This is a genomic window from Shewanella sp. SM29, assembly GCF_025654245.1.
Lineage (GTDB): Bacteria > Pseudomonadota > Gammaproteobacteria > Enterobacterales > Shewanellaceae > Shewanella > Shewanella oncorhynchi.
The window spans coordinates 1-18,844 of record NZ_JAKKRN010000003.1; the positions used below are offsets into that span (position 1 = coordinate 1).

Consider the following 18,844-nt stretch of genomic DNA (forward strand, 5'->3'; position numbering starts at 1 on the left):
CGGTCCATCCCAATCAACTGAGTTTTCGGGATGCGGCGAGTTATATCATCTTCAAGTTGACACAACTGTCATCACAAACACCGGGGAATGTCCCGAGAGACGTATTGGATATAGAACGAAATGCACGGCAATTTAAGCTGGATGGTAAACGGGAAAGGGCATATCCACGAGTTCTTAAAATGAGCAAAAACAAGTTCCCGGTTAGACCAAAGAAAAATGCCGTTCACTCTTAAGTGAACGGCATTAAGCATAAATGCTCTCTTTTTTATTGGTTTACAACATCAAATTTAACGCTGATGTTTAGGTGTTAAAAGCTATAGCTGTATTGCAGTTTGACGTTGCGTTCTTCACCCGGCATACCTCCGAGGAACATGGCTTTACTGTAATAGTCTTTATTGAAAAGGTTATTGATGTTCAGCTGGATTTTCCAAGAATCCGCGTTGTAGCTCACCGCCGAGTCGACAACGGTATAGCTAGGCACATAACCGTCTGGAATACCAAATGAGCTAGAGTGCGTGCTGCGATCATCGACAAATTTAGCACCAAGGCTTAATTCGATTGGGCTTGATAAGCTAAACCAATCGGCGCCATAGGTCACCCAAGCACTGGCAGTGACATAAGGTACACCTTTTTGACGGCTGTCGTAATTTGCGACGTCATTCGGGTTTTGCTTATCCCTTGCATCTTGGTACATGCCATTAAGGTTAACGCGCCATTGATCATTCAGGTGGGCATTGAGATCGAGTTCGACCCCCTGAGTATCTTCGCTACCATCATAAAAATACACGGGAATATTAGGGGTTAATATGCCATTGGTATAATCAGGGTTGTTATAGGCGACATTAGTACGCGAGCTTTTAAAGAATACCAGTGAGCCAAGCAATTGATCCTCAAATGCTTTAAAGCGCATACCTAGATCATTGCTAATTGATTCTGAATCATCTCGGTCGGTAGCATTATCTTTTACTGCATCAAGTACACTGTAAGCGGTGCGCCCTTTAGAATGGTTGATGAAAAATGATAAATCCTCAATCGGCATGTAGGTTAACCCTAGGTTATAGGTCATACCGTTATCTGTGGTATCGGCTTCTGGTGTCGCTTGGGATTGGCTAGTGCTATAGCGTGGATCAACACCAAAGTGCTCATAGGCTTGTTTAATCTCATTAAAGGCAACACCAATACGCGTGGTAAAGCCGTATGGCAGATAACTGACATGTTGTAAACCTACGCCCCAAGCACTGACTTTTTTGTCATAGTTAGCGGTTTTGAGTGGGTCATAGTCCTCGAATTTACCTGTGCCCCAGTTAGGATTGCGGATGTCGTATATATAAGGCAGAGATCCTTGGTAAATGATTTTGCCATCTTTGTTTTTATAGATTTGATCGGCATCGAAGATAGAATATTGCTGGAAGCGAATATTACGGTCTTCGTAGTTGGCATTGACCAATAATTCATTGTCTATATTGCCAATTTGGAAGTCATAACGTAAATCGGCAAAGTACTGCCACGAAGTCTCGTCGGCATCCACTTTACGGTATTCCTGACGTCTTGCAGCAAAAGGATAAAGTACGCCGTTTTCAACTAAAGGCGATCTAGGCTCTTCGTTAATCACGTCGGTAGGTACGTTTTTAATCTTGATGTTACGCTTCCAATAGACATAGTTATAGGCACCAGTTTGGCGGGCGAAACCTGACGTGTAGTCGCGATACTGCAATTGTTGATTGAGGAACAAATTGTCGCTGAAATAGATATTATGGGTCAGTTTAAATCTTAACTCTTCACCCTCATTGTCCTTCGCCATCGGCGAAATCAGCCCTGCATCACCAAACGAATAAGGGGTTAAGCCGTCTGCGCCAGATAAAGAGGCCGCTAACTGCTGACGCTGTGCATCGGTGAGTTGTAGACCATTACCGTTGGGATCATTAACCAGATCTTGCCACGTGACCTCGCCCGCGCTCTTACCGCCGACTGAATCGGCATTGTAAATTCGAATCGGGTGGCCAATAGAGTCAACGGCGATAGCATCTTTAATGTAAGCACCTGAAAGCATTACATCTTGGCTATCACTTAATACCCATTTTAAGGCGCCATAGATTTCGTCTCTGTCTGTACCTATATCGCGATAGCCATCACTGCGGCCGGATTTTGCCACTAAACGGTAGGCGACATCATCGCTCAGACCGCCCGTGCTATCCAGAGCAAGGGAGTAGGTATCCCATTGTCCAACTTCGGCGGTAAATTTGTTTTTTGACTCGAATTGCGGTTTTTTCTCAATTAAATTGATGACGCCACCAGCACTCCCCATGCCATAGAGTCCAGTCGCTGGGCCTTTTAATACTTCTACGGATTCAACGTTGGTTAAAGAGCGCGTGGGGTTGAAAGTGTTACCAAGGCCAGCACCGCCATACATACCGTCATAGGTGTAATTTGCGCCTAAACCACGGATGACTATGTTGTCACCGATGCCATAGTTATTACCCGCTTGAGTCACACCACTGATGTTACGGATCAAGTCTTGCAGATTATCTGTACCTTGGGTTTCGATCAGTTCTTGGTCAACAATTACAACTGCAGCGGGTGTTTCCATGAGAGACATGTCGGATTTAGTCGCTAGCCCTGAATTTTTCACCACTGAGTTTTGTCTGCCATAAACCGTGATGCGCTCAACGTTGGCTTCAGTATTTGCTGATACCGAGTTAGCTTCGGCGGATGCAGTTTGCGATAAAACGGAAAGGCAGGCGAGTGCAGTTAGTGACAAACGAAATGATTTCATTAATGGTTCCCCCAAATAAATAGGTCGCGAATAGTAATGATTTGCATTTAAGTTGGCAACATATGTTTCAGATGTCGTGGTTGAAATGTGCAGTGCTGCGAATAAGTGTTACGAAAAGGCATGTATTTGAGGAAGTAAGGTATGGGTTCTCGCAGGAGAAAAGCTTCATAAAAAGTCGCGTCTAAGTTCCATCCCACTGTAATGTCAAATTTGTTTCATTTTTTTTATAAAAAAGTGATTTATTTTTTGAGTTAACCATCACATCCCACCTTGTTGATCGGGAAACGCAACCTGGTACTTAGTTTGAATCGCACATGACACTTATTTCGTTTACGTAAACGTCAAAATGAAACGGTTGTTTTAATTCATGGCAATGGCAACAGTCTTTATCATTATGATTTATATGAATTTATCTGACTTACCTCTAGGTTAGTTCAAAACATTGAGCATTTTCTACTTAGGTCTAATAGAGTAAAAATGATGTAATAATAAATTTACTCTTAGTTATTTAATTACGTAATTAATTACTTTGCGTATTGATTGGTAAAGTTGTCTGACAAGTTTCATTTAACTGCAATTGTCATATGTGGTTAAAATGTTTAATTGTATGTTTATCAGTTATTTGTTGTTTATTTTATTGTTTGGTCAGACCAATTTTAGCATGGTTTTCACTTAGGTTAATGCATGTTTTTGTCAATCTTGGACTGTTGCAAATACAAACGTTTGTCGGTAAGTTTTAGTTCGAAACAAACATTTGATGGTTTTTTGGTGAGTTTATAAGCAGTGGTGATTGGGGATGCTACTGCTTTATATGTCAGCGTTAAGCCTGTGATAGTGGAGCCTCTTGGGAGGGCATCAAGATGACGGAACACACTTTGAGTGAACAGCAATTGAATTCAACACTGGGTAAAGCTACAGCAAACGCCACGCTGAATATTGTGGGGCGTGACATTCCAGGCCAAGAAGTCATTTTTACCGAAGGGGCTGTCGCCTTACTCGAATCCCTTTGTCGTGAGTTTGCCGACGAAGTACCTGCCTTACTCGCTAAGCGTAAAGAAAAGCAAGCGCGTATTGATAAAGGATCATTACCTGACTTTCTGCCTGAAACCCGCGCTATCCGTGATGGTGCATGGCAGATTCGCGGTATTCCCGATGACTTACTCGATCGCCGCGTGGAAATCACAGGTCCCGTTGAACGTAAAATGGTGATTAACGCACTCAACGCCAACGCCAAAGTGTTTATGGCCGACTTTGAAGATTCCCTAGCACCGAGCTGGGAAAAAGTCGTCGAAGGTCAAATCAATCTACGTGATGCCGTGCGTGGTGATATTGAGTACACAGCACCTGACACGGGTAAGCACTATAAATTAGGGCCAAATCCTGCAGTGCTTATTTGCCGCGTTCGTGGTCTGCACCTTAAAGAAAAACACGTGCAGTTTAATGGCAAAGCGATTCCTGGCTCACTGTTTGATTTCGCACTGTATTTCTACCACAACTATCGCCAACTTTTGGCCAAGGGCAGTGGTCCATATTTTTATATTCCTAAGTTAGAAAGTCATATTGAAGCGCGCTGGTGGGCAAAAGTATTTGCTTTTGTTGAGGAAAGGTTTTGTCTGCAAGCGGGCACGATTAAATGTACTTGCTTGATTGAGACTTTACCTGCTGTGTTCGAAATGGACGAAATTCTCTATGAGCTACGTTCCAATATCGTCGCACTGAACTGTGGTCGTTGGGATTACATCTTCAGCTATATCAAAACATTAAAACGTCATAGCGACCGAGTCTTACCGGATCGCCAAGCCGTCACTATGGATACGCCTTTCTTAAGCGCTTATTCAAGACTCTTGATTAAGACCTGCCATAAACGCGGCGCCTTAGCGATGGGCGGCATGGCAGCCTTTATTCCAGCCAAAGATCCTGCTCAGAACGAAGCCGTATTGCAGCGGGTGCGTAAGGATAAAGAACTTGAGGCGCGTAACGGCCACGATGGCACTTGGGTAGCGCACCCTGGCCTTGCCGACACCGCTATGGGGATTTTCAACGAATACATAGGCCAAGATCACTGTAATCAATTACATATTACCCGTGATGTAGACGCGCCAATTCTGGCTAGTGAGTTACTTAAAACCTGCGATGGTGAGCGCACTGAACAAGGGATGCGTCTGAACATTCGTATCGCCCTGCAGTATTTAGAGGCGTGGATCAGTGGCAATGGTTGCGTACCCATTTACGGCTTAATGGAAGATGCGGCTACGGCTGAGATCTCTAGAGCATCAATTTGGCAATGGATCCAACATGGTAAGTCGCTGTCAAACGGCAAATTAGTGACCAAACAACTCTTTAAAGACATGTTGGTTGAAGAGCTGTCGAACGTGAAAAAAGAAGTGGGTAGCGACAGATTCACCCATGGCAAATTCACCCAAGCTGCGGTATTGCTCGAAGACATTACCACCTCCGACGAGCTGGTCGATTTCTTAACCTTACCCGGTTACGAAATGCTGACAGCCTAGGATGAACCCATTTGCTTGAACCGTTTTAGGTAAACCAGATTTAGCTGTGGCGGGGCTACCGCCAACCAAACAATTTAGCAGAGTGAAACTGGGGGGCAGTTTCATGATAGCTACAACAGCAAAGAGAAAGGAGCGACATTATGACTAAGGCAACGACTCAGACTTCACGTCAAGAGCAGATTGATGCAATCAAGAGAGATTGGGCAGAAAACCCACGTTGGAAACACGTGCGTCGTCCTTATACCGCAGAAGAAGTGGTTGCGCTTCGCGGTTCAATCGTGCCTGAGAATACTATCGCTAAGCGCGGTGCTGCTAAGTTATGGGAATTGGTTAACGGTGGCGCTAAAAAAGGCTATGTGAATTCACTGGGTGCGTTAACGGGTGGTCAAGCGGTACAACAGGCGAAAGCGGGTATCGAAGCGATTTACCTTTCAGGTTGGCAAGTGGCAGCCGATGCTAACTTAGCCGGCACTATGTACCCAGATCAATCTTTATACCCAGCCAACTCAGTGCCGGCTGTGGTGTCACGCATCAATAATTCATTCCGTCGTGCTGACCAAATTCAGTGGGGCAATGGTGTTAATCCAGAAGATGAAAAATTTGTTGATTACTTTCTGCCAATTATTGCTGACGCAGAAGCGGGTTTTGGCGGCGTATTAAATGCCTTCGAACTGATGAAGTCGATGATCGACGCAGGCGCTGCCGGTGTTCACTTTGAAGATCAGTTAGCTTCAGTGAAGAAATGTGGTCACATGGGCGGCAAAGTATTAGTGCCAACCCAAGAAGCGGTACAAAAGCTGGTTGCTGCACGTTTAGCAGCGGACGTGAGCGGTGTCGATACGCTGGTTATCGCACGTACCGATGCTAACGCGGCCGATTTGTTAACTTCAGATTGCGACCCATACGATCGTGATTTCGTGACTGGAGAGCGCACCAATGAAGGTTTCTACCGTGTGAAAGCGGGTCTTGACCAAGCGATTTCTCGTGGTCTTGCCTATGCCCCTTATGCAGATTTGATTTGGTGTGAAACCGCTAAACCGGATCTTGAAGAAGCACGTGTTTTTGCTGAAGCGATTCATGCTCAGTACCCAGATCAGCTGCTTGCTTACAACTGTTCGCCTTCGTTCAACTGGAAGAAAAATCTGGATGACGCCACTATCGCGCGCTTCCAACAAGCATTGTCAGACATGGGCTACAAGTACCAGTTCATCACTTTAGCCGGCATCCACAACATGTGGTACAACATGTTCGACCTCGCTTACGACTATGCTCGTGGCGAAGGCATGAAGCATTATGTTGAAAAAGTTCAAGAAGTTGAGTTTGCTGCAGCGAAGAAAGGTTACACCTTCGTCGCGCATCAACAGGAAGTGGGCACAGGTTATTTCGACCAAGTGACTACGGTTATTCAAGGTGGCCATTCATCAGTGACCGCACTGACAGGTTCTACCGAAGAAGAGCAGTTTTAAGCAGTAAGCAGCGCTTAGGATGGTCCATTGTGATTGTGGATCACTCCTCAGCACGCCTTATGCTGATGTATCTGGTGAGGCGTGGTTAAAAACTCGAAATAGAGGGCAAGAGCGGACTGTGATGAGTTACCGAGCTTGCAGCTTAAATCTCGAGTTGAGTATGAAAGAGTGTTACCCGTAAGCCTGTGTTTAGCTGCTTTGCAGCTGTTGTCCCCGTACAGTTCGCCTACATGTGCTGCGCGGGTTTTTAAGTCAAACCTTGTGACTTAACTTCCTACCCTGTAAGTTTTTGCTTGCCTTAGCTTGGCGACTCTATGAGTCGCTATTTTTTTGCTTATTGGTTCACTATTGCGCTGATTAATATGGTGCAACTCTGATACGACTTGGTGCAATAATCGGATTATTTTACAGTAACTTATTGCTATCTCATTGTTATTTAATAGCTATCAAATGTGGCCTGAATAATGCTCTGAATATTACGGGAAGTTACAGTGCATTAAAGCTGATTATTGGCATTCACATTGAGGTCACCGCCATGAAATATTACAGTCGCCGTTTAGTTAAACCTGAACATTTAAATCCAGCAAATACCCTGTTTGGCGGTCAGTTGCTCAGTTGGATAGATGAGGAGGCCGCCATTTTTGCTGCCTGTCAGATGAAGAGCACCAGCCATGTGACTAAGCTGATTTCTGAAATCAACTTTATGACGCCAGCGCATCAAGGGGATGTGATTGAGTTTGGTCTGGAGCTCGTGAGTCTCGGCCACAGCTCGATTACTGTCAGCTGTCAAGTACGCAATAAGATGACGCAGGCGCCAGTGGTGAGTATAGATAAGATGGTGTTTGTGCATGTGAATGCCCAAGGATTGCCTGTGCCCCATGGTATTCGGGCGAATGCGGCTTAAGGGGCGTGGCGCTTAAAATGCGTGATGCTTAAATGTATAAGATGCTTAAAATGAGCAGTGACGCCTAGGCGTCACTGTCATTAGTCTTTGGTTAAATCTTCTTTTACCGATTTGACCGCATCCCGTGAAGCATGACCTATGGCTTTTGTCGTGTCTCTAGTCGCGTGGCCTATCTCAGTGGTGACTTCTTTAGTCGTTGTGCCGATGGCACGGCCTGCGTCCTTTAAATCCGCACAGGCGGATGTAGCGAGTAATAAAGGAATAATAATGAGCGTCGCTTTATTCATTGTGATGCCAATCCTCAATTTAAGTTCGTAACTCAATTTACTGGGCCTTGCCATTTTTACTGTGCAAAATGACATTCGGGACAATATAACAGATCTTGAGCTGAATCACGCTATGGCGACATTATCTGCTGAGCCGCTGTTGCAATGTTTCTGTTCGAGTATCAACCGAGTGAGTGAAACTAAGAGCATTAAATGACGTCGTGGGTTGAGTTATCGAACTCGACAAATAAAAACGCCAGTGGCGTTTTGCGCACTGGCGTCTAAGGTCGCTAAATAATACTGCAAAGATTATTCGAGTTTGGCTAAGCGTTGTTGATAGTCTTCAATCAGGTGCTGCATGATTTCTTCTGGCGCCGCATCGTCACAGCAATCGTCTAAAAAGATTTTAAAGGTGACTAAGGCATGGCCGTCATTTTTGAGTCTGTCACTCTGCATTGAGAAGTAAGCATCTTCATTTTCGGCTTTACGAACCACAAACTTATTCGTTTCGAAGGTTTTTTCCCCAGAAAGCTCGTGCCATTTAGTGATGCGATTTAACGCGATCTCACAGGACTGGTTCATTTCAATATGATTTAACCAAGTAACGGGATGTTCAGGATCTTTGTAATGTGGACATCTAACTGTGTAGTTATATACATGGGTGATTGCAGTCATAGCGTACCTACCTGTTCGAGGATATTGTTGCCATCATAGGCATCGTTTTTGAATTCGGTCAATCATTAATTAAGTCTATATAGCCTTGATGTTTTTTGACGGAGAAGGATAGTTACTGCATGAAAATTAACCATTTACTTAATCTGTCATGTCTCTATTTAGCATGAGTTTTATGCCAATAACTTTGTGCTAGATCTCAGTTTTGGGTGAAGTTTCGCTTTTGCTGAATTACTGATTAATAAAGCAACAACTTGGTCGTCAGTAAGTCTTATTGATAAAAAGAGTTAACAGCGGAGTAAATAGGTTAATTAAACTTTGATGGGAGCTATACGGGTAACTGGCAGCATAAGTTGTCGCAGAGGAAACGCAGAAGGCAGAATGGACAGAGGCCCATTCGTTAGAACGGGCCTCTCAGCTGGCTTCATCTTTTGCAGGGAAAAAGCGAACTGGGGCCATCTTATCGGATCTGTAACAGTCTGTAACCCACAGAGATCACGTTTTTTATATCATTTTGCTATGAATATTTTAGGTTCAGATCCTTTCTTCTTGAATATGCTGATTTGTGAGTGTTTTGTCAGTGCAAAGGTGCATAGACACTGAGTTTTATGTTGGTTTTTGTTACTCAATTTTTAAGATAGTAACTTACCTCACCATCTTGTTGATACAGGTGTAAAAAAGGCCCCAATAGTGCAGCAATAATCTGTGCACTATTGGAGCCTAAAACGAATTCATTGGAGGATGAAGTCGTGTTTACGCACTAGCAGGATAATCAGTCGTTATCCAGCAAGTTAGCGCACGATTGCTGTGCGATAACTTGCGATTGATAAAGTATGGCGATTACAGCGCACAATTACAGCGCATTGGTGAAGATCTGACAGATCTCCGCATGGGTCGCTTGTTTTGGATTGGTGAATCCACAGGCATCTTTTAACGCGTTATCCGCAAGTGTTGGAATATCTTCCGCTTTCACGCCTAACAAGGTCAGATTTTCTGGGATCTTAACCGCAACAGACAGCTTTTTGATTGCCGCTATCGCCGCACTGGCACCTTGCTCATCGGTCATGCCAGACACATCCACACCCATAGCCTTGGCAATGTCTTTTAAGCGAGCAGGGACGACCTGGGCGTTGTATTCCTGTACATGGGGCAGCAGCAGGGCGTTACACACACCGTGGGGCAGATCGTAGAAACCGCCTAATTGGTGCGCCATCGCATGCACATAACCTAAGCTGGCATTGTTAAAGGCCATACCCGCTAAGAACTGGGCGTAGGCCATTTGTTCACGGGCGTTGATGTCTTGACCGTTTTCAACCGCGTTGACTAAGTTAGCCTGAATCAATTCTATGGCCTTGATCGCACAGGCGTCGGTGATCGGATTAGCTGCAATAGACACATAGGCTTCAACTGCGTGAGTGAGTGCATCCATACCGGTTGCGGCCGTGAGGCTCGCAGGTTTTTTCAGCATGAGCTCAGGGTCATTGACCGACAGCAAAGGCGTAGTGTGTTTATCGACAATCGCCATTTTAATGTGGCGGGCTTCGTCGGTAATGATACAGAAGCGCGTCATTTCACTGGCAGTACCTGCCGTCGTATTAATGGCCACTAATGGCAACTGTGGTTTTGCAGATTGATCTAACCCTTCGTAGTCCTTAATGCTGCCGCCATTGGTGGCAACAAGGGCGATACCTTTGGCGCAATCATGGGGGGAGCCGCCGCCGAGTGAAATCACAAAGTCACACTGATTGGCTTTTAATAGGGCTAAACCCGCTTCGACGTTGGTCACGGTTGGGTTAGGTTGTACGCCATCATAAATGGTGGAGGTAATACCATTTTGACCGAGTTTTTCGGCCACTTCACCGACTAAGCCAATTTTGACTAAGGGTTTGTCTGTCACTATGAGTGCGTGCTTAAAGCCTAAGGTTTTGATGTCACCGATAGCGTCATCCACAGCGCCTTGGCCTAACACGTTGACAGAAGGAATAAAAAATTTAGCAGCCATAAAATCCACCTATTTGCTTGTAAAGATTAAGTTGTGTTCTTTTCTGGTGATCAAGCTACCAATTTGGAGGTAGTGAAAGTGTGAGCTCGATCGAGTTCGGCGCTTATCTGGGGGCAATTTCCCACTAAAGTTGGAACTGGGTAACTAAATTTCGGACTTTTATGACGGGTATTAGTGTTGGCGTACGATATGTTTTTTTTTAGCGTTGTTAGCGCCCCTTGTGATGCATCATTTCTGTGCATTTTTCGTTTACTTTTTATCCCACTTTTTATCCAGAGTTTGACGGCTCAATTGTTAAATCTAACAGAGGTTAAACCTCATAAACACTCTCATTTGTAGCATTAACCCCAATTAATTAGTTTGATATCTAATATTAATTCATGCGTGCTGCTGTGGTTGTGGTAGGGCCGCAAGTCAAAGAAATCTATAGATTTATCTTATTTTTACGGATTAATTCTTTTTTACATAACTAACTTGTGAGCTTTGTCACTGTGCTATTTTAGGTTGATAGTTACATCACTAATCATTATTATGATTGTTAATTGAACGTTCAATTAACGTCGTTCAGAGTATTGAGAGAGTGGTTATTCCTTGAGTATTTATGCCTAAAGCCGCAATGAAATTGATACGCAGACAGCAGCTTATCGATGCGACATTAGCATCGGTTGCCTTGCATGGATTGCAGCACACGACCATCAACAGCATTAGTCAGTTGGCGGGGATGTCGTCGGGGATCATCAGTCATTATTTCAGTGGTAAGCAGGGCTTAATCCAAGCGACGCTGCGCCACTTGCTCGAGCAGTTAAAGCAAGCATTGCTCAATCGAATCCAAGGACAAGTGTTGGCGCCAACAGAGCGCTTAATGATGATAGTTGAAGCGAATTTTACCGAGTTACAGCGCTCACGAAATGTCACTCACACTTGGCTGAGTTTTTGGGCACAGGCCGTCCACGATCCTCAGTTAGCCCGTTTGCAGAATATCAATAGTCGCCGCTTATACAGCAACTTACATTTTTCCTTTCGGCACGTGTTGCCCAAAGAGTTTGCCCTGATGGCTGCTGAGCAAACGGCGGCGATGATCGATGGATTTTGGTTACGCAGCGCCTTAAGTGAAACCCCTGAGCAGGATTTTGTTCAGGCCGAAAAATTATGCAAGACCTTTATCCATAACGTGATAAAGCAGCATGGAGTTAATACATGTCAGTATCAGTAGAAGTTCAGTACAACTTTATTGCGGGTCAGTTGCTCGCTAACGACAGCGGCGAAACCTTCGACGTCGTCAATCCTGCCACCGGGCAATTGGCGTACCGAGTGCAAGTGGCCGATGAAAAAATTCAGCAAGCGGCCATCGAGAGCGCCAAAAAAGGCTTTGTGATTTGGTCTGCCATGAGTGCCACTGAACGCAGCCGTATTCTGTTAAACGCGGTCGCATTATTGCGCGCCCGTAATGATGAACTCGCGGCAATCGAAGTGTGCGATACAGGTAAACCTTGGCAAGAAGCCTCAGTGGTTGATGTGGTCACAGGCGCAGATGCTATCGAGTTTTTCGCCCATATTGCCCCTGGGCTTGAAGGCGCGCAGCAGCAAGTCGGTGGGGATTTTTATTACACCCGCCGCGAGCCCTTAGGCATTTGTGCTGGCATTGGCGCGTGGAATTATCCATTGCAAATCGCCTGTTGGAAGGCCGCACCTGCCTTAGCTAGCGGCAATGTGATGATTTTTAAACCTTCGGAAGAAACGCCGCTTGGCGCACTGAAATTGGCGCAACTCTTTAGTGAGGCGGGTCTGCCCGATGGCGTATTTAACGTCGTGATGGGCGATGGCAAGGTTGGCGCTTGGTTAACGGGACATCCGGATATTGCCAAAGTGTCCTTCACTGGCGAAGTCGGTACTGGCAAGAAAGTCATGGCCGCGGCGGCAAGTTCATTAAAAGACGTCACTATGGAACTCGGTGGTAAATCACCGCTTATCGTATTTGACGATGCCGATATCGATAATGCCGTTTCAGGTGCCATGCTCGGTAACTTCTATACCCAAGGTGAAGTCTGTACTAATGGGACGCGGGTGTTTGTCCATGAGTCAGTTTATCCACGCTTTATCGAAAAACTGCTTGCCCGTACTCAAGCCAATATTGTGGTAGGCGATCCTATGGCGCCAGAGACTAACTTTGGCGCCTTGATCTCCAAAGACCACCAGCAAAAAGTGCTCGATTATATTCAGCAAGGTATCGATGACGGCGCAACGCTGCTCACCGGTGGCACAGCATTAACACCTGAAAATGCTCCCAATGGTTACTTCGTCGCCCCGACGATTTTCACCCATTGCACCGACGAGATGCGCATCTGTAAAGAAGAAATCTTTGGCCCTGTGATGTCGGTACTCACCTTTAAAGAGGAAGCGGAAGTGATTGCTCGGGCAAACAATACCGTCATGGGCTTGGCCGCTGGGGTGTTTACCCAAGATATCAGCCGTGCTCATAGGGTCATTCATCAGTTACAGGCGGGTATTTGCTGGATCAATGCCTATGGCGCCTCGCCAGCCGAAATGCCCGTGGGAGGTTATAAGTTGTCGGGTATTGGCCGTGAAAACGGTAGTGAGACACTCAAGCATTACACCCAAGTTAAAGCCGTTTATGTGGGTCTGCAGCCCTTAGAAAGCCCATTTTAAGGAGGCATTTTGACTCAGTCATTAGAGCAAAAATATTATAACTACATCATAGTTGGTGCAGGATCAGCGGGTTGTGTGCTTGCCAATCGCTTGTCAAAGGATCCTAAAAACGAAGTGCTGTTATTAGAAACCGGAGGCAGCGATAAGAGCATCTTTATTCAAATGCCTACGGCGTTATCAATTCCGATGAACAGCCCTAAATATGCTTGGCAGTTTGAAACTGAGCCTGAGCCGTATTTAGATAATCGCAAGATGCATTGTCCTCGGGGCAAGGTGCTTGGCGGTTCATCGTCGATCAACGGCATGGTATACGTTCGTGGTCATGCCAGGGACTTTGATGAGTGGCAGGCGCAAGGGGCGACCGATTGGGATTATAGCCATTGCTTGCCGTACTTTAAAAAGGCGGAAACCTGGGCCTTTGGTGGTGATGAGTATCGCGGTGAGTCAGGGCCGTTAGGGGTGAATAACGGTAATCAGATGCAGAATCCTTTATATCAAGCCTTTGTGGATGCGGGCATTGCGGCGGGGTATTTATCGACCGCCGATTATAATGCGGCGCAGCAAGAAGGTTTTGGCCCTATGCACATGACGGTCAAAAAAGGCGTACGCTGGTCAACCGCCAATGCCTATTTACGTCCGGCGATGGCCAGACGTAACCTCACGGTTGTGACCCACGCTTTAGTGCATAAAGTGTTATTGGAAGGACAAACGGCCGTTGGCGTTCGCATCGAACACAAAGGTAAAGTTGAAGATATTCGTTGTAACAAAGACGTGATTTTAGCCGCGGGCTCAATAGGTTCGCCGCATTTGCTGCAATTATCAGGCATTGGCGATCCCCAAGTATTGGCCGATGCAGGGGTCGAGTTACAACATGAGTTGCCCGGTGTTGGTCAGAATTTACAGGATCATTTAGAGTTTTATTTCCAATTCAAATGCCTTAAACCGATTTCACTCAATGGCAAGTTAGATCCTTTCAGCAAGTTCTTAATCGGTGCTCGGTGGATTTTAGATAGATCCGGTTTAGGGGCTACGAATCACTTCGAGTCCTGTGGTTTTATTCGCTCAAAAGCGGGTCTGGAATGGCCAGATTTACAGTACCACTTTTTACCTGCGGCTATGCGTTACGATGGCAAAGAAGCCTTTGCGGGTCATGGGTTTCAGGTACATGTAGGCCATAACAAGCCTAAGAGTCGTGGTGCCGTGACCTTAGTGTCGGCAGATCCTAAAGCGCCGCCCAAAATTCAGTTCAATTATTTACAGCATCCCGATGATATTGAAGGTTTTAGGGCCTGCGTGCGTTTGACTCGTGAGATCATCAATCAAGCGCCATTCGATGAGTATCGTGGTGAGGAAATTCAACCCGGCACACAAGTGCAAACCGATGCGCAAATCGATGCCTTTGTGCGTCAATCGGTTGAGAGTGCTTATCATCCTTCTTGCTCGTGCAAGATGGGCACTGATGCGATGGCGGTGGTGGATCCCGAAACCCGCGTGCATGGATTGCAGAATTTACGGGTGGTGGATTCTTCTATTTTCCCGACTATCCCGAACGGCAATTTGAACGCGCCGACCATAATGTTGGCTGAGCGCGCCGCGGATCTGATCTTAGAGGCTGAGATGTTAGCGCCAGCAGATTCCGCCGTTGTGGTTGCCGACGCTTGGCAAACCACACAAAGAAGCACTGCAACAAGTTAAAGCCATAAGTTAACAACACGCCTGCTCGGTCCGTCGTATCGACGGACTGGCGGCTTCAATTTTGAAGTGACTCATTAATTGATGACTCAAAAGGGTCATGATTCATTTTACTAAAGGGTCGGTCAGCCCGCAGTGAGTGTGCAAATGACCGCTTTCACGACTGATCATCTATCAGGGTTTAACTATCGCGGAGTGTTTTTAAGTAGCGATATTTAAGGCTTGAGGGCAGAACGTTGCCTTTAAAAATGGTTCAGTTTTTATTATTAAATAAAAACATGGAGTTACATTTTATGGGTTTATATCCAGATGCCGACTTACACCCAGTATCGACTGGGACTGAGTGCTCATTATGACTTGGTTATTATCCGCAGGGATACTGTTCACTTTTGCCGCGATTGCGTTTGTGATTTATCGCTGGGGCAATATTCGCTGTATCGGCGTGACGCCTGTGCGTACTTTTACCTTTATCGCGATTCTGTTTACCTCAGGACTTGATGTTGGCTTGATCATGTTTCCGCTCACCGAGTTTGCGGGTTACGCCAATGTGGCGGCGAGTCCTGAATATGGCTTTAGTAATCCGCTGGCGATTGAGTTTGGCTTCTGGGCCTTCTTGATTTGGAGCTTCTACTTTTTAACCTGTTTTTATTTTTGTGTCATCGAGCCTAGGGTGAGATTCTTCGATATTCCTTGGGTTAAGTTCATCAATAATATCGTAATTATTGGCACCTGCGCCTTTACCGCCTATTTGCTATTGAGCAATTTACCTTGGTATTTACCCGAATTAGGTGATGGCGAAACCATAGTCGGTAGCTTCTATTTAATCGTATTTATGGTGATCGCCGCGGCTGTGTATTCCAGCACTAGCATACGTTATGTGCGTATCTTGAGTCTGGCGAGCACTTGGTTATTTTTAGGCTTGATTGCCATCATGTGGGCCAGTGCATTTTTATCGGCTGACTCGAGTGTCGGTGAGTTCTTTACGACCTTTGCCATGTTAGGTGACTACTTCGGTAATATTCAACATTTTGTGTTACCCATCAACGACTACCATGAGTTTTATCTGTTCTGGTGGTTTGCGTGGAGCATTATGATCGGTCAATTTACCTCGCGCTTTGTCGGCGGCATGAAAACCTATCAAGTGCTGTTGGCCATGATGGTGTTTCCGTCTATCCCCATCGCGATTTGGTTCACCGTACTTTATTACTACAGCGCCAATGGCTTAGATACTTCGGGCTTCTATAATCTGGCGATGGTGATTGTGGGAATTACCTTTGTAATCAACTCACTCGACTCACTGGTGCGCCTCTATACCGATAATCTTAACCTGACGATTGAGCGTTTAGGCAAGCTTAAATATGTCAGCTTTAACTTAGTGTTGCTCTGCAGTCTGACATTACTCTTTCAATTAGACTTTCTTCAAATTCAATGGGTTGGTGCAATCGCACTGGGCCTGATCTTTAGCTGTTTTGGTTACATCATGATGACGCAATTGCAAACAGTTCGTGCCATTGAGCGCTCGCCAAAAGAGAACAAAATCGACTTTACTAAAATTGAGCTAGCCAACTAATGGAAAATTAATAATGAAATCAAAATGTTTTTATCTTGTCACCGGCGGATTGTTATTGATGTCGACTGCGGCGAATGCCGGATTATCGGCCACTGTGACGGCGACGTCGGATTACACTTTTAACGGTGTCAGCCAAACTGACAGCGGCCCAGCACTGCAAGGCAATTTGGATTACGGTTTTGATTCGGGATGGTACGTGGGCGGCTTTACCTCGAACGTCGACTTTGGGGGAAACGACAGTACTTGGTTGGAGCTCGATGCCTATGCGGGTAAGTTTTATCAGCTCAATGAGCAACTGAGTTTCGATGTCGGACTGGCTTATTATACTTACCACGGCGAGTCGTTTTCCGATGAGTACAACTATCCTGAGCTGTATAGCAAGTTAGGATATGATAGTTCACTGGGTCACTCTGAGGCTAAGTTGACCTATACATGGGATTACTTTGGTTTGGGTGGTGAGCATTACACTATGTTGCTTGGCCATACTGTCAGTGTCGCTGAAGGACATGATATTCGCTTTAGTGTCGATCGCTCGACATCACTTGATGAGGATAAATGGTCATGGGATGGTGGCAAATCTTTTAATCATTTCCGTATCGCCTATCTGACCAGTTGGAGTGGCTTTGATTTCAGTCTTGCCGCCGAAGATACCAGCATGAACTTAGATACCAGTGACGAGCGTCTAGTGTTGTCAGTATCGCGTCAATTCATGTTGTAACATCAGGAATTTTGCCGTAAAAGCGCCTCCCGTGGGTGAGTTCAGTCGCGCTTTCTGGTAAGGTGCACTCGTTGCTTAGAATGGGGAGAATGAAAAGAACGATGGAAAAGTACGAACAACTGCTTATTTCGCTGCGCCGAGTGATACGCGCTATCGACATTCATTCTCGCCAGCTGAACAAACACTCAGGTTTAACTGGGCCGCAATTGATGGTGATGCAGAAAATCGCCCAATTGGATGCGCCATTGGCTAAAACCGTGGCGGAAGAAATTACGCTCAGCCCTGCAACTGTGACGACCATTATCGATCGTCTAGAGGGACGTGGTTTAGTGATCCGTCTACGCAGTGAGACTGATAAACGTAAGGTGCATTTATATCTTAGCGATGCGGGCCGAGCACTGTTACAGGACTCACCTAAACCGTTACAGGATCATTTTATTAAGCGTTATCAGAATCTTGAAGAATGGGAGCAGAGTCAATTGCTCTCAGCCGTTGAGCGTATCGCGACTATGATGGACGCCGATAAAATTGATGCGGCGCCTATGCTCTTGGTGGGGAAGATCCAAGGGGATGAGTAATCGTTTAGCTCATGCTTTAAATTGATTAGACGTTAAAATCGATTAGATTTTAAAATGAAAAAGCACTGAATCTTCAGTGCTTTTTTGCTTTTAGTTAGATGTCGTTTAGCTGTGCGTCTTTTAGATGCTTAAGCAGCAGGGCAGCTTGTTTTAGCAACAGAGTTAATCAGGATTTCTTGCACTGGCGTATTAGCAAAACCACCGCTGTTTTTTGTCGGTACTATGCTGATCTGATCCGCCACATCCATGCCGTCGACCACTTTGCCAAACACGGCATAACCATAATTACTCGCAGACGCATCCAAATGTGGATTATCTAACACATTGATAAAGAACTGTGATGTTGCAGAGTTAGGATCATCCGTGCGAGCCATGGAGATAGTGCCACGTTTGTTGCTAATACCGACTGCGGCTTCATTCTTGATGGGGGCATCGCCTGGTTTGCTTTTGAGCCCAGTGGTAAAACCGCCGCCTTGGATCATAAAGTTATTAACGGTTCTATGGAATAAGGTGCCGTTATAGAATGATTTATCAACATACTGCTTAAAGTTTTTACCTGTGATTGGCATGTTAGTTAAGTCAATGGCAAGTGTGATATCGCCTTTTGTGGTTTTCATTAAATAACACACATCCGCAGCTAAGGCTGGCGGAGTGGGATCGGGCGTCGGTGGCGTCGGCGTTAAATCACCATCTGTACTTCCTTCACAACCCGTCAAGGCAATGCAGCCGACAAATAGTAATCCTGATAACTTCTTCATTTCATATCCTTATTCTCAATCATCATTGGGGTGTTTTTGCTTTAGCATTCCATGGGAGCGAGCCACTGGCGTATATGCGAGGGCATATCAGGTTCCATGAATTTAATGTTGTTATTATGTTTCTATGCTGTAGCGAAACGAGATGTTGACAGAGGAGAGATAGGCTGTTCAAGTTATAAAACGCAATTGATACAAAGTGTTGCACTGATGTCTGTGGTTAATATGTCACCTGACGTATTTGTTAGTATTAGTCTGAACGCAATGACAT

The 18,844-nt window shown here is 45.4% G+C and carries 14 protein-coding genes and 1 pseudogene; 10 read left to right on the plus strand and 5 right to left on the minus strand.

The window, feature by feature from the left end; all coding sequences use genetic code 11:
* A pseudogene (locus L5L77_RS02530) lies at nucleotides 1-233 on the plus strand (IS4 family transposase); the annotation flags it as partial.
* 74 nt (nucleotides 234-307) lie between these two features.
* On the opposite strand, the gene L5L77_RS02535 reads toward L5L77_RS02530, so the two are convergent.
* A complete protein-coding gene (locus L5L77_RS02535) occupies nucleotides 308-2,773 on the minus strand; it encodes a TonB-dependent receptor (protein WP_263184782.1) in 2,466 nt (821 codons plus the stop codon).
* 860 nt (nucleotides 2,774-3,633) lie between these two features.
* On the opposite strand from L5L77_RS02535, the gene aceB reads away from it, so the two are divergent.
* The 3 genes from aceB (at nucleotide 3,634) to L5L77_RS02550 (ending at nucleotide 7,653) form a co-directional block, all read left to right on the plus strand.
* Complete coding sequence (gene aceB, locus L5L77_RS02540) at nucleotides 3,634-5,283, plus strand: malate synthase A (protein WP_263184781.1); 1,650 nt, start codon at nucleotides 3,634-3,636, stop codon at nucleotides 5,281-5,283.
* A 140-nt stretch (nucleotides 5,284-5,423) separates the two neighbouring features.
* Complete coding sequence (gene aceA, locus L5L77_RS02545; RefSeq protein ID WP_028760720.1) at nucleotides 5,424-6,749, plus strand: isocitrate lyase; 1,326 nt, start codon at nucleotides 5,424-5,426, stop codon at nucleotides 6,747-6,749.
* Between the two features lie 535 nt (nucleotides 6,750-7,284).
* Complete coding sequence (locus tag L5L77_RS02550) at nucleotides 7,285-7,653, plus strand: acyl-CoA thioesterase (protein ID WP_006080843.1); 369 nt, start codon at nucleotides 7,285-7,287, stop codon at nucleotides 7,651-7,653.
* A gap of 80 nt (nucleotides 7,654-7,733) precedes the next feature.
* Here the strand turns inward: L5L77_RS02550 and L5L77_RS02555 are convergent, their stop codons facing one another.
* From L5L77_RS02555 to yiaY, 3 genes are all read right to left on the minus strand, one after another.
* Nucleotides 7,734-7,940: a hypothetical protein gene (locus L5L77_RS02555; protein WP_028760719.1), complete on the minus strand. Its 207-nt coding sequence runs from the start codon at nucleotides 7,938-7,940 to the stop codon at nucleotides 7,734-7,736.
* A gap of 288 nt (nucleotides 7,941-8,228) precedes the next feature.
* Nucleotides 8,229-8,594, minus strand: a complete 366-nt coding sequence (locus L5L77_RS02560) for a hypothetical protein (RefSeq protein ID WP_028760718.1) — start codon at nucleotides 8,592-8,594, stop codon at nucleotides 8,229-8,231.
* Nucleotides 8,595-9,444: 850 nt separating this feature from the next.
* Complete coding sequence (gene yiaY / locus L5L77_RS02565; RefSeq protein ID WP_263193083.1) at nucleotides 9,445-10,593, minus strand: L-threonine dehydrogenase; 1,149 nt, start codon at nucleotides 10,591-10,593, stop codon at nucleotides 9,445-9,447.
* Nucleotides 10,594-11,194: 601 nt separating this feature from the next.
* Between yiaY and betI the strand changes: the two genes are divergently transcribed.
* The 6 genes from betI (at nucleotide 11,195) to L5L77_RS02595 (ending at nucleotide 17,818) form a co-directional block, all read left to right on the plus strand.
* Nucleotides 11,195-11,806, plus strand: a complete 612-nt coding sequence (gene betI / locus L5L77_RS02570; RefSeq protein WP_263145113.1) for a transcriptional regulator BetI — start codon at nucleotides 11,195-11,197, stop codon at nucleotides 11,804-11,806.
* On the plus strand, nucleotides 11,791-13,260 hold the full coding sequence (gene betB, locus L5L77_RS02575) for a betaine-aldehyde dehydrogenase (RefSeq protein ID WP_263221971.1): 1,470 nt from the start codon (nucleotides 11,791-11,793) through the stop codon (nucleotides 13,258-13,260). Before betI ends, betB begins: the two co-directional genes overlap by 16 nt.
* 9 nt (nucleotides 13,261-13,269) lie before the next feature.
* Nucleotides 13,270-14,955, plus strand: a complete 1,686-nt coding sequence (gene betA / locus L5L77_RS02580) for a choline dehydrogenase (RefSeq protein ID WP_263184778.1) — start codon at nucleotides 13,270-13,272, stop codon at nucleotides 14,953-14,955.
* A 349-nt stretch (nucleotides 14,956-15,304) separates the two neighbouring features.
* Nucleotides 15,305-16,522 carry a BCCT family transporter gene (locus tag L5L77_RS02585; RefSeq protein WP_263221972.1) on the plus strand — a complete coding sequence of 406 codons (1,218 nt, stop codon included), beginning with the start codon at nucleotides 15,305-15,307 and terminating at the stop codon, nucleotides 16,520-16,522.
* Between the two features lie 13 nt (nucleotides 16,523-16,535).
* On the plus strand, nucleotides 16,536-17,240 hold the full coding sequence (locus tag L5L77_RS02590; protein WP_263200254.1) for a TorF family putative porin: 705 nt from the start codon (nucleotides 16,536-16,538) through the stop codon (nucleotides 17,238-17,240).
* A 101-nt stretch (nucleotides 17,241-17,341) separates the two neighbouring features.
* Nucleotides 17,342-17,818 (plus strand): MarR family winged helix-turn-helix transcriptional regulator, encoded by a 477-nt coding sequence (locus L5L77_RS02595; protein ID WP_006080852.1) that lies wholly within the window; start codon nucleotides 17,342-17,344, stop codon nucleotides 17,816-17,818.
* Between the two features lie 128 nt (nucleotides 17,819-17,946).
* Here L5L77_RS02595 and L5L77_RS02600 read toward each other — a convergent pair whose 3' ends face one another.
* Nucleotides 17,947-18,576, minus strand: coding sequence for a peptidylprolyl isomerase (locus L5L77_RS02600; protein WP_173497052.1), 630 nt, complete (start codon nucleotides 18,574-18,576; stop codon nucleotides 17,947-17,949).
* Nucleotides 18,577-18,844 lie beyond the last annotated feature (268 nt).